This is a genomic window from Geminicoccaceae bacterium, from assembly GCA_020638465.1.
Taxonomy (GTDB): Bacteria; Pseudomonadota; Alphaproteobacteria; order Geminicoccales; family Geminicoccaceae; genus JAGREO01.
Window position 1 is genome coordinate 1076270 of record JACKIM010000001.1, and the last position, 10858, is coordinate 1087127.

Below are 10858 nucleotides of genomic sequence, written 5' to 3' on the forward strand. Positions count from 1 at the left end.
GCGCGCATGTCGCGATCAGCGCATCATGATCGCCATGCGCTGATCGCGCAGCCGCTTGTGCGCTGCGAGGGCCTGTGCGGAAAAATCGCCGGCCGGCGGCTGTTCCAGTTCGAAATGGCCGAAGTTGTCCTCACCCCGCACAAGTCTCGCGCTGTCGGCGGTACCCGCCTGCTGCCTGAGATGTGGCGGGATGTAGCGCACCGCAAATCCGATGCGGCGGTCGTCCGAACGGTTGGGGTTCGATCCGTGGAAGATCTTGACGTGATGCAGCGACATCTGGCCGGGTTGCAGCTCGATGTCGACGGCATCCGCTTCATCGACATCCACGGCCAGTTCCTGCCCCCGCGAGAGCAGGTTGTCGGCCGCATGGGTGTCCCGGTGTTCGATCACGCGTTCGGTGTGGGTACCGGGCACGACCCGCATGCAACCGGAGAGCCGGGTCGACGGCGACAGGGCGATCCACGCGGTGACAACGTTGCCCTCGGCTTCCAGTCCCCAATAGGTGATGTCCTGATGCCATGAGATATAGCTGGAACTCCGGGCATCCTTGGTGAACAGCGCGGATTCCCAGCACAGGATGTCCGGACCGAGAATGCCTTCCACGGCATCGAGGACGGAGGTTTCGCGGATCAGCTCGTCGGCCCAGTTCCACACCAGGTGCGGCTTGTGCCTCAGGCCCCGGTCGAACGCCTCGCCGGCCTGCGCCTCGGCAGCTTCCAGCGCCGCGCGATAGTTCCGCGCGCGGTCAGGCTCCAGCGCCGGCAGTGGTGCCAGGTAGCCTTCGCGCCAGTAATCCTTCTGCTGAGTTTCACTGAGACTTGTCGTCATGGTCGTCTTCCTCCCCTTTCGTGGATCCCACACTGCGCCGGACGGCATTGCAGTGCCAGTGCCCATGACGGATATTTTCCACATCACAACAATGTTACGATCATCCGTCCGATTGCGCGTTGTTGCTATCGGCAAGTCGCCGCCGCGCTGCTAGGCTTCCATCCATGATATTGAAGTCCATGGTTCCGGCACGATCGGATACGGACGGGCAGGCGTCCGGGAACGCACTGGCGGCGATAGGGCTGGCCTGTCTCGCCGGCCTTTTCTTCGTCAGCCTCAATTCGCTGGTCAAGTATCTCACCGGGACGATCGACACGGTGATGATCATATGGGCCCGGTACTTCTTCCATGTCGTCACCGCCATCGTCCTGTTTCCCGGCACCGTCGTCGCGATCACGCGGGTCACGCAACAGAAGGTGCATCTGGCCCGCTCGCTGATGCTGCTGCTGTCGACCGTCTTCAACTTCATAGCCCTGATCTTCATGCCGCTGGGCGAGGTCTCGGCCATCATCTTCACCTCCCCGCTCATCGTCGCGGCGCTGGCCATGGTGCTCCTGCGCGAGAAGGTCTCGCCGACGCGCTGGGCGGTCATCGTCCTCGGTTTCACGGGAACGCTGCTGGTGGTGCAGCCCGGCATGAGCGGCTTCAACATCGGCGCGCTGCTGGCGCTGGGCTGTGCCGGGGCCTACGCCGCCTACCAGGTCAGCACGCGGATCGTGCGTGAATCCGAGCCGATGGTGTCGCTGCTCTATGGCGGGCTGGTCGGCATGGTGGTCTTCAGCCTGATCGTGCCGTGGTTCTGGCAGTGGCCCACATGGCAGCAATGGATCCTGCTGGTGCTCATCGGCAGCTTCGGGGCAATCGGACATCTCTTCATGATCATGGCGCTGCAACGCTCCGAAGTCTCGAAGGTCAGCCCCTTCACCTACCTGCAACTGGTCTGGGCGATGGGGTCCAGCATCTTCTTCTTTGGCGACATTCCCAATACGCTGACGATCATCGGGGCGCTGGTCATCGTCGCCAGCGGCCTCCTGCTGCTCAACCTGGATCACGGGCGCGCGGCGCGGCGGCTCCGGCGGGACCAGGGCGCATGACCGCCTCGCTGACGCTGGAGAACGTCACTTCCGGCTACGGCCGGGCGCGGATCCTGTTCGACCTGACGATGGAGATCGCGCGCGGCGAGGTGGCGGTCCTGTTCGGCCGCAACGGTGCCGGCAAGTCCACGACCATGAAGACGGTCATGGGACTTCTGCCCGCATGGTCGGGGAGGATCGTCTTCGAGGGCGCCGACATCGGGCGGCTGCCGCCCCATGCCGTGGCCCGCCGGGGAATAGGCTACGTTCCCGAGGATCGCCGTGTCTTCGCCGAACTGACGGTGATGGAGAATCTCGAAGTCGGGCGCAGGGCGGCGGCGGGCGGCAGCAATCCGTGGACACCCGAGCGTCTGTTCGGGATCTTCCCCAATCTGGCCGAGATGCGCCGGCGGCCCGGCGGGCAGATGTCCGGCGGCGAGCAGCAGATGCTGACGATTGCCCGCACGCTCATGGGCAATCCGCGCCTCGTCCTTCTCGACGAACCCTCCGAGGGACTGGCGCCGGTGATCGTCGACACCATGGCCGCGGCCATCGACGATCTCAAGCGCGAGGGCCTTTCCATCCTGCTTTCCGAGCAGAATCTCCGCTTCGCCCGCCGCGTGGCCGACCGTGCCCTGCTGATCGAGAAGGGGCGCATCCTGCAACAGGGCACGCTCGACGAACTCGACCGGAGCGGCGCGCTGGAGGACATGCTCAGGGTGCCGGCCTGACCGGCATTCCGTGAAATAAGAAAAAATTCCTTGATCCGGTCCCATGCTCCATGGCATGGTGGAATCATGAAGGAAACATCCGGACATATCGCCCGCCTTTGGGTGCGAAGCGTGTTGGGGCGGTCCCTGCGGCTGCTGCGGACATGCCGCGCGCTGACATGCAGGCGGCTTGCGATGATGTCCACCGGGGATCCGGCCCTGGAGGTCCTTCGCCTTCTGGCCGTCCGGATCCGCGGGGCCGCGCGCGGGCGTCCGTCCGGGTGCCGTCGGCAACGGCGGTTCATGTCGGTTGTCGACGCCCTTGTCGCTGCCACCTCGGCCCGCCTGGTGCTCACGCCGGATGAAACCTCGCTGCTGCGCCGGGCATGGGATGAATATCTGGCGGGCGACGATCCCGCGGGGACCGTCCGGCTGCTGCTGGCGTCCTTCAGGCAAGGGCGGAGCGAAGACGGTGGGCCGGCTTCCCCGCACGAGCCGGATCTTCGGGACGACGGCCACGATGCCCTGTGGCAGTCACGCCTGATGGCCTTCGTCATGGACGACCTGTCCGGCGGACACGATCCGTTTCCGGCAGGTCATGGCGCAGGCGTCGGACCCCTGCCTGCTCCGGCTGCCCGTCCGTGGCACCCGGCACCCCGCGGGCGCGGCCCACCCGCTGCCACGACCCTCCCGTGTCTCCGTCAAAAAGAGCCCGGTGATGACAGGTTACATGACATTCCAATGAAAACAACGTCCCGTTCGACGAAAATCCTTCGATTCAGGTCGATTTCACCCCGTTTTGCGGCGTCAGAAGTTGAACGCGCGAAGCCCGACCTTCGGATAGATTTCCCTCAACTGCAATGGGTGAATTCCAACATTGTTTTTCTACCCTTGATTTATTGACACGGCGGTGACGCGGTTGCCTGTTCCTCGTGACGCGATGTGACGCGGGGGGTGCGATGGATGCGAACGGGGTGACATTGGCCGAAGCGGCACAGCTTGCGGGGGTGTCGAAGTCGACCCTGCAGCGGTCGGTGAAGGCCGGACGGGTATCGGCGACGCGCGATGACGCGGGTCAGTGGCGCATCGATCCGGCCGAGCTGGCGCGGGTCTGGCCGGCTGCTGCCGTGGCCCTGGTGCGCCGTGACGCGGTGGATGACGCACCCGATGATGCGGCGGTGACGCGGTCCGACGTGCCGGATGACGCGATGCGACGCGGTGAACCGGTGCAGCTCGACATCGAGATCGAGGCCCTTCGGGCGCAGCTCGGCGACGCCCGCGAGCAGATCGGGTGGCTGCGGGAACAGCTGGCGGATGCGAGCCGCGAGAAGGCGCAGATATTGGCACTGCTGCCCAAGCCGGAGGCGGTGCCGGAACCGCGGCCGTCCTGGTATGGCGTACTTTATGACCGCCTGTTCGGCCGGCACAGTGACGGATGAGAGGGGCAAACTGTTTTCGTCGTGGCCGGAAACCCCGGGGATCCGCTCTATTTTCCCGCTTTGAGAAGTCTGTGCAGGGGGGCGATCAGGAGGCCGGGAGCCGAGCCGTAGGCCGCAAAACCGTGATGCCGGTAAAAGGCTTCGGCGGCGGCATCCTTGGCCTCGACGATCATGGCATGCATGCCAACCTCCGATCGCCCGGCGCGCTGCACGGCATCGAACAGAAGCGCGCCGCCGAGCCCCATCCCGTGAAACTCCCTGTCGACAGCAAGCCGCCCAAGCCTGACAGCCGGAATCGCAGGATAGCGCGGAAGGCGTTTTACGAGTTCTTCAGGTACATCCATGACGGGAATATCGGCTGCAGAGAGCGTGTAATATCCTGCGGGCGCGCCTGTCACCGAATGAGTGGCCACGTAACAGGCCGTGACGCGCCGCCGTATATCCTGGCCAACTTGTGTACGGAAATACCGGTCAAGCGGTTCACTGCCGCTCTGGAAAGCCGAGCGATCCTCCTTGCCAAGCGGTGAAATGCGAAACCGGGGCTGGCTCACGGTTCCCCGATCAGACGTTGATGCCGTCCAGCCGCGCGTGTCATGGCCGGAGCCGGTTGGGCATCTTCGTCGAACAGGGATTCGATGAAGCGGTGTTGATCGTCAGCCGAGAGGCGGACGATCTGAAGTTCCTCGATGGTCTGCCGGGCCACCTGTTCGGCAGCCGCGACAACGAACTCGCTGAGCGAACGCCCCTGCATCTCGGCGGCCTGGCGAACGGTCACCAGAATGTCAGGCGCAATGCGGGCCTCGATACGTTCCGAGCGGATGGATCGTGACATGGGAAATTCCTCCATGACTGACATGGTACGGCATTTTCCCGTACAAAAACAAGGGAAGATTTCAACGATCCTTTATTAACGTTCCCGCTTAAAAAAGGATTCCGCGATATCCTCAATTCACCCATGTGCCGGAAGATCCGCCGGCGGGGATGGTTGGTGCCCCGCCGGCGTGAGGGAGGTGATGTCAAAAGGAAACGGATCAATCGTGCTCCCGCCCGGTGCACGCTGACGGGAGAGGGTCTGACACGGCCGCGGGCCGCTGTCCATGGATAGTGGCGGCGGGCGGCGGGGAGTCATGTTGCGCGATCCAGGAGGACATGGCCAGCGCCAGCCCGGCGCCGATGGCCGCCGATGCGGCCATGACGAGGGAGGCGCGGGCCACGGTGGGCAGCACGGTTCTCACGGCCGGCGGTCCAGCAGGCGGCGGACGTCGCGGCCGATGGCGTCGATCTTTTCCTCCAGCCTTGCGATGCGGGCGTCCTGGGGTCGCAGGGCGCGCAGTTCGTGGGCGGTGGCCTGCTGGGCCTGCTCGATGGCGGCGAGCCGGGTCTCGCGGGTGGCCTGGGCCATTTCCGAGCGGGCGATCCAGCCGCCGATCATCAGCCCGGCGGCGGCGAGGGCGGCGATCGGGGCGCTGATGCGGGCCTTGTCGAGTTCGACGTTCACGGCCCCGGCCCGCCCATGGCAAGCGGGAGCCGCTGCAGGGTTTCCATCCAGGCGCGATCGCCGCTTTCGCGGTGGATGACCAGCCGGTCGCCATCCGTGCGGACGGCATGGACGGCGATGCCGTCATCGGTGTGCAGTTCGAGTGCGATGCCCTCGGGGCCGAGGGTGAGCGAGAACATGGAGCCCGGCGGCAGGAGCCGTGCGAGTCGGAAGGCGAACAGGCTGGCCGTCATCGGAGCCCCCGGCGGGAATGCAAGTCAAATCTCAACTCATGGTGGATAAAATCGGCCGATACGGCAAGTCCCGTGGATTACGGTTGAGACGCGAAGGCGTCCGGTCCCACCTCGTCCTCGCCGATCCGCCGTGCGGCGAGGGCCGGGACGGCGGGCTCCAGGATGCGGGTGCCGGCCTGGACCTTCAGGCAGATGCGTTCGCTGCCGAGGGGATGGACCGTGGTGTCGGTGGCGGGCCGCTTCATGGAGCCGTAGTCCTCGCCGACGGTGAGCTGGTCGGTCTCGTTGCCGGAGAGGGTGACGTCGAACGCCTGGGGCTCGGCCTGTCCGCCGGTGGCGTCCCAGGGATCGTTGCCGGCGGCGATGACGAGGCCCTGGGAGGTGTTGCGGTAGACATTGCCGGCGATGGTGTGGTGGCCGCCACGGATGACGGAGCCGCCGGCGTTCTCGATCCAGTTGCCTTCGAGGCGCGAGTTGGCGCCGTAGCGCAGGTCGATGCGCCCGGCCGGGGAATCGAGCACGGTATTGTCGCGGACGGTGGCCTTGCTGCACTTGATGTCGACGATGCCGCTGCTGCCATGGTGGCGCTCGATGAGGTTGCTTTCGATGAGAAAGCCGGATTCGAGCATGGTGCCGGTAAAGCAGACCTCGATGGCGTCGCTCTGGCCGGAATGGTAGTCGGCGGAAGGCTTGCCGGGGAAGTCGTGGAAGTGGTTGTGATGGATGTGGGCGCCGGTGTGGAACTCGGCCGGCCGGTGCGAGGAGCGGATGGCGATGCGCAGGGGATAGTCCGGGTCGCCCGCCAGGCCCCAGGGGGCCGGGTCGTGGAACGCGTTCCAGGCGATCTCGGCACCGGTGCCATCAAGCAGCAGGATGGCCATGCCCGCCCATCCGGCAAAGCGGCCGGCGAGGATGCGGTGATGGTCGCCATGGACGGTGACACCGGAGGCGGGACCGTCGAAGTCGAGGCCGCGCAGGGTGATGCCGGAGCCGGAGAGGGTGACACGGCCGGCCAGCACGGTGCGGGTCGCGGGCACGATGACGAGCGGTTCGGCGGCGGTGCAACCGGCATCGATGGCCAGCGGCGGGTCGTAGCGGTCGAAGGCGAGGGTCACGGTCCGGCCGCACGGGGCGGCGGCGAGGGCGGCGGGCAGGTCTTCCGGCCGGGAGACGATGGTGGCTTTGCCATCCGTGTCGTCGGGAACGGAACCGGTGACGGGTTCGCATTCGCCCAGCGCCGCCAGTTCCTGCCGGAACGTCTCGAGCCTGCGCAGGATCCACCCGGGCCGGGGACACTGGCGGAAGTCGTTGTGGTTCAAGGTGGTGTCGAGGCGCCGCAGCAGGTCGGGAATGACGGGCGCCTGGGCGGCGGCGTGGCTGCAGGAGAGCAGCAGCAGGGCCATGGGAAGAAGGTGCGGGGTCATGTCATGCTCCGACCAGCTCGGCGGTGAAGGAGGCGACGGAATTGTCGCTGCCGCCGAACGTCCATGTGGGTGCGATCGGATCGGTGTTGCCGGTGCGGCTGGCGATGGCGAGCGTCGTGGTGCTGGTGCCGGTACCGCCGTCGGACGTGGTGTCGACCAGCTCGCCGAAGCCGGCATCGACCGAGCAGCTCGTGCCGAGATTGATGGTGGCGGCGGACAGGACCAGGTTCGAGGAGGCATGGCCGGTGATGCTGGTCGAACTCGTCGAATGGCTGCCGGTGGTCTCGTAATGCGTGTCGTTCTGGCCGATTGGTGCGGTCTGGTGCATGGCCGTCGCGTCGAACAGGGCCACCACCGCGTCATAGATATCGACGGCGGAATCGAGCACCAGGTCGAAGGCGCCGGTCGAGGGTGTGGCCAGCCATGCCAGCAGCAGCCTTGCATCCTGGGCGGTGCCGGTATTCTGCAATTCGATGGCCTTGGTGAAGGCAGCACCATTCCATGACAGTGACCAGGCGGCGTCGCCCGACAGCCCGCGGGCGCCGAGCACGGCGATGAGCCCGGCATTGGTGCCGCCTGCATGGGTGTGGCCGCCGAACGACCAGCTGGTGGCGATGCCGGAGGGATGCTTGAAGACGGTGGGGGTTCCGAGGGCGGCGACCGGTGCCGGTGGCGGTGGAGAAACACCGCCCGCCAGCGCCGGCGGCCGGGCGAGCCCGAGCTGCGGGAGTGAAAGGCGTGTCATCAGAACAGCGCCACGATATCGTCGGCGGTGGTGCCGGTCGATCGTACGCGCCTGGTGCGCACCGGCAGGACGGTGCCCGCCGGAACGCCGGCGAAGGTGACGGCGTTGCCCGCCTCGTCATCGACGGCGATATCGCCGGTGGAGCCGACATAGAGGGCGCGGCAGGGATAGGCCAGGAAGGTGGCGGCGTCGGTGGGCGTGACGGCGGCAAAGCGGCTGGCGGAACTGTCGGGGCCGCGCGACTGTGAACTCATCGTGAATGTCTCCTTCAGAAGCTGGCGATCAGGGCCTCGAGCCCGGCCCTGGTGGTGATGCGGTAGGCGGTACCGACGCCTTCGGCGGTGATGACGGGCTGCGGCGGTTCGGCGATGTTCACGATGCCGGTGACGAGCGGGCCGCGTCCGGGCACGGGCTCGCCGTTCGGCCAGTAGATGAAGCCGGTATCGCTGATCTCGCTGGGTCCCTCGTAGAACGGCGCCCAGGCACCGCCGGAAGGGTGGATGGCCTTGATCGGGTCGGGTGCGTCGGGCATCCACACGCCGGAGCCGTCCGCACCGCCCGCGTGCAGGGTGAGCGGATAGTATTCGCCGGCATCGGCATTGGCCGAGCCGCGCGAGAGGTAGAGCGTCTTCGGGGTGGCGTACCACCAGGCGGAGCCGACGCCGCGGGTCCGGACCGACCGCAGGACCGTATCGTGGAAATGGTTCCGGCCGGTGGGGTGGGCGTGGAAATCGCAGATCCATGTCGGCGTCAGGTAGAAGTGCTGATAGCCGAAATCCACGTCCAGCCGGTTGACGTTGATCGACCTGTAGCCGCCGGCTTCGGATTTGTAGAAATCGGAATGGGCGACCAAGTCGGCGGCCCAGCCATGGAGCCCGCCGGTGCAGAGGATGGAGTCCATCCAGATATCGGGCCACGCCGCATAATTGTCCTTGGTGGAATTCAGCGCCGCCCCGAAATTGAAGATGTCGCCATACTGGCTGTTGGAGCTGTCGATCGTGTCCGGGTCGTTCTCGATGTGCAGCCGGGCGACGTAGATCCCGGCACCCACGGCGTCCTTGTGGGTCTGGAAGCGGAAGAACCAGTTCTGCCCGCGCACGGTGCGTCCGTCCGGTGCCTTGATCGTGCCGCGCCCGACCACCCGCATCGAGCCGCCGATGAGGAACACCCGGCGATAGTTCAGCACCTGCACCGAGAATTGCTGCGTGATCTGCGTTGCCGGCATGACGACGAGTGCGTCCTTGTCGGCATTGCCGGTGGCGGTGACGTCGGATCCGGGCACGACGGTGACGATGTCGAGGGTGGCGGCCGGGGTTGGCGGCACGAAGCGCAGGCCGGAGGGTGGGGCGACCGGCACGCCGGTACCGCCGCCACCGATACTGCCGGAGCCCTTGACGATGCACCAGCCGTCGCCGCGGCCGTCGGTGGTGGCGAAGGTGACGGTGGCCGTCACGTCGCCCGCCGCCGCCAGCGCCTTCGAGCCGGTATGGAACGCCTGGTCGTTCCACAGGTTCGCCGTGTTCGAGACGCCGCGCCGGATGAGATCGAGCGCCGCACCGGTGGCGGCGTGGCCGTCATGGCCCTGGAAGGCGGCCCCGCCGAGCAGCAGGCCGGAGCCGCTGGCGGTGAGCGTGGTGGCGATGGTGGCGGCGTCGCCGGCGTCGCTGGCACCGCCGGCAATGTCGACCGGGTCCGCCTGGTCGACGCCGGTGAGCGAGACCAGCACGGCAATGCAGCTCATGAGGTTCTCGCCGGCGGAGAAGTCGAAGGGGTGCGAGCCGGTGGAGGGATCGACCAGCCGGTAGATCGCCACGCCCGGCTGGCCCTTGTCGCCGGGGCTGGTGGGTGCCAGCGCCTGTGTCATCGGCACGCCGTTGAAGGTGGGGGCGGTGAACGCCCGCGTTCCGGCGGCGGCGGCCTGATAGAGGATGATGGCGACGAGGCAACGGTCCTCGCCGGTCGAGGGCTGGTTGTGGGTGCCGGCGACGCCGGTGATGTAGCCGCCATTGAGCGAATAGCTGTCGATGAACGCCTGCGAGGCGACGATGGTCGGAATGGCGGCGCCGGCGGCGGGACCGGCCTGCCTTGCCCGGGCGAAGCGGTGAGCCCAGCGCATCAGGCGAACGCCATGCCGGCAAGGTCCGTGTCGCAGAGCATCCCGTGGACGGTCGCGCCGCCGTCGAAGCTGGTGAGCATGACCACATCGGTTCGGGCCGCACCGGTGGAGAGCACCGGCGCGGTGCCGCCGGACCATTTGACCGAGGCCGGCCAGGTGACCGTCCGCCCGCCGGTGCCGTCCTGCCTGAGGTAGAGCACGACGGCACAGCATGTGCCTGTGACAAAACCCGACAGAACCACGGCGGAAATATTCACGCCCAGAATACAATGCTGGATATTTCCGAGTGCTGCATTCACCGTGAGCGTCGTGCCGGTCACATCCGCCTCGGCCACGGTCTCGCGCGTGCCCTTGAGCACCGCGTTCGAGAAGGTGTGGCCGGCCGCATCCACGCTGGCCGTGAACGGCGTCTGCAGGACGGTAGCGGCGATCTTCGCGGCCGTGACCGCACCATCGGCGATCTTTGCCGTGGTGACGGCATCGGCGGCGAGCTTGGCGGTGGTCACAGCCCCGTCGGCGAGCGAGACCGAGCCCGGCGACACATTGACGAGCCCGTCGCCCGAGCTGTTCCAGCCCAGCGCCTTGCCGGCTTCCGCGGCCGGCAGAAGCATCCCGGCCAGATCGCCGTCGAAGACGGAGACCATGGGCGCGCGCATGAGTTCGAGCCGCAGCTGGGCTACCATCTGGGTGAGGATATCGAGCCGGGTCTCGACGGTCTCGGCGTGATAGGCGCCGCGCTCGATCAGGTCGGTGAGCTGCAGCGGCGGAATGTCGGGCGTGATCGAGAGGAAC

General features: G+C 66.8%; 13 protein-coding genes. 3 read left to right on the top strand and 10 right to left on the bottom strand.

Annotation, left to right across the window (positions count from 1 at the left end):
* Nucleotides 1-15: 15 nt before the first annotated feature.
* Complete coding sequence (locus H6851_05070) at nt 16-828, bottom strand: phytanoyl-CoA dioxygenase family protein (GenBank protein ID MCB9942976.1); 813 nt, start codon at nt 826-828, stop codon at nt 16-18.
* 179 nt (nt 829-1007) lie between these two features.
* Here H6851_05070 and H6851_05075 point away from each other — a divergent pair, with 179 nt between their 5' ends.
* The 3 genes from H6851_05075 to H6851_05085 all read left to right on the top strand — a co-directional run bounded on the left by H6851_05075 (nt 1008) and on the right by H6851_05085 (nt 4050).
* Complete coding sequence (locus tag H6851_05075) at nt 1008-1922, top strand: DMT family transporter (protein MCB9942977.1); 915 nt, start codon at nt 1008-1010, stop codon at nt 1920-1922.
* Nucleotides 1919-2632: an ABC transporter ATP-binding protein gene (locus H6851_05080; GenBank protein MCB9942978.1), complete on the top strand. Its 714-nt coding sequence runs from the start codon at nt 1919-1921 to the stop codon at nt 2630-2632. The genes H6851_05075 and H6851_05080 overlap by 4 nt, the downstream gene beginning before the upstream one ends.
* A gap of 938 nt (nt 2633-3570) precedes the next feature.
* Nucleotides 3571-4050, top strand: a complete 480-nt coding sequence (locus tag H6851_05085; protein MCB9942979.1) for a helix-turn-helix domain-containing protein — start codon at nt 3571-3573, stop codon at nt 4048-4050.
* Nucleotides 4051-4097: 47 nt separating this feature from the next.
* Here the strand turns inward: H6851_05085 and H6851_05090 are convergent, their stop codons facing one another.
* The 9 genes from H6851_05090 to H6851_05130 all read right to left on the bottom strand — a co-directional run bounded on the left by H6851_05090 (nt 4098) and on the right by H6851_05130 (nt 10332).
* Nucleotides 4098-4601: a GNAT family N-acetyltransferase gene (locus tag H6851_05090; GenBank protein ID MCB9942980.1), complete on the bottom strand. Its 504-nt coding sequence runs from the start codon at nt 4599-4601 to the stop codon at nt 4098-4100.
* Entirely contained in the window at nt 4598-4882 is a 285-nt protein-coding gene (locus H6851_05095; protein ID MCB9942981.1) for a DUF1778 domain-containing protein, read from the bottom strand. Before H6851_05095 ends, H6851_05090 begins: the two co-directional genes overlap by 4 nt.
* Nucleotides 4883-5281: 399 nt before the next feature.
* Nucleotides 5282-5548, bottom strand: coding sequence for a hypothetical protein (locus tag H6851_05100; protein ID MCB9942982.1), 267 nt, complete (start codon nt 5546-5548; stop codon nt 5282-5284).
* Nucleotides 5545-5781 (bottom strand): hypothetical protein, encoded by a 237-nt coding sequence (locus H6851_05105; GenBank protein ID MCB9942983.1) that lies wholly within the window; start codon nt 5779-5781, stop codon nt 5545-5547. The genes H6851_05100 and H6851_05105 overlap by 4 nt, the downstream gene beginning before the upstream one ends.
* A 77-nt stretch (nt 5782-5858) precedes the next feature.
* The gene (locus H6851_05110; protein MCB9942984.1) at nt 5859-7205 is read right to left on the bottom strand and encodes a right-handed parallel beta-helix repeat-containing protein; all 1347 of its coding nucleotides are present in this window, start codon (nt 7203-7205) and stop codon (nt 5859-5861) included.
* Between the two features lies 1 nt (nt 7206).
* Complete coding sequence (locus H6851_05115) at nt 7207-7950, bottom strand: hypothetical protein (GenBank protein ID MCB9942985.1); 744 nt, start codon at nt 7948-7950, stop codon at nt 7207-7209.
* Nucleotides 7950-8204: a hypothetical protein gene (locus tag H6851_05120; protein MCB9942986.1), complete on the bottom strand. Its 255-nt coding sequence runs from the start codon at nt 8202-8204 to the stop codon at nt 7950-7952. The genes H6851_05115 and H6851_05120 overlap by 1 nt, the downstream gene beginning before the upstream one ends.
* A gap of 14 nt (nt 8205-8218) precedes the next feature.
* Complete coding sequence (locus H6851_05125) at nt 8219-10066, bottom strand: hypothetical protein (protein MCB9942987.1); 1848 nt, start codon at nt 10064-10066, stop codon at nt 8219-8221.
* Nucleotides 10066-10332 carry a hypothetical protein gene (locus H6851_05130; GenBank protein MCB9942988.1) on the bottom strand — a complete coding sequence of 89 codons (267 nt, stop codon included), beginning with the start codon at nt 10330-10332 and terminating at the stop codon, nt 10066-10068. The genes H6851_05125 and H6851_05130 overlap by 1 nt, the downstream gene beginning before the upstream one ends.
* Nucleotides 10333-10858: the final 526 nt, after the last annotated feature.

Bases quoted from the DNA above. Each gene is read 5' to 3' on its own strand.
- H6851_05070 (MCB9942976.1), bottom strand. From the start codon at position 828: ATGACGACAAGTCTCAGTGAAACTCAGCAGAAGGATTACTGGCGCGAA.
- H6851_05075 (MCB9942977.1), top strand. From the start codon at position 1,008: ATGGTTCCGGCACGATCGGATACGGACGGGCAGGCGTCCGGGAACGCA.
- H6851_05080 (MCB9942978.1), top strand. From the start codon at position 1,919: ATGACCGCCTCGCTGACGCTGGAGAACGTCACTTCCGGCTACGGCCGG.
- H6851_05085 (MCB9942979.1), top strand. From the start codon at position 3,571: ATGGATGCGAACGGGGTGACATTGGCCGAAGCGGCACAGCTTGCGGGG.
- H6851_05095 (MCB9942981.1), bottom strand. From the start codon at position 4,882: ATGTCACGATCCATCCGCTCGGAACGTATCGAGGCCCGCATTGCGCCT.
- H6851_05105 (MCB9942983.1), bottom strand. From the start codon at position 5,781: ATGACGGCCAGCCTGTTCGCCTTCCGACTCGCACGGCTCCTGCCGCCG.
- H6851_05110 (MCB9942984.1), bottom strand. From the start codon at position 7,205: ATGACCCCGCACCTTCTTCCCATGGCCCTGCTGCTGCTCTCCTGCAGC.
- H6851_05115 (MCB9942985.1), bottom strand. From the start codon at position 7,950: ATGACACGCCTTTCACTCCCGCAGCTCGGGCTCGCCCGGCCGCCGGCG.
- H6851_05120 (MCB9942986.1), bottom strand. From the start codon at position 8,204: ATGAGTTCACAGTCGCGCGGCCCCGACAGTTCCGCCAGCCGCTTTGCC.
- H6851_05125 (MCB9942987.1), bottom strand. From the start codon at position 10,066: ATGCGCTGGGCTCACCGCTTCGCCCGGGCAAGGCAGGCCGGTCCCGCC.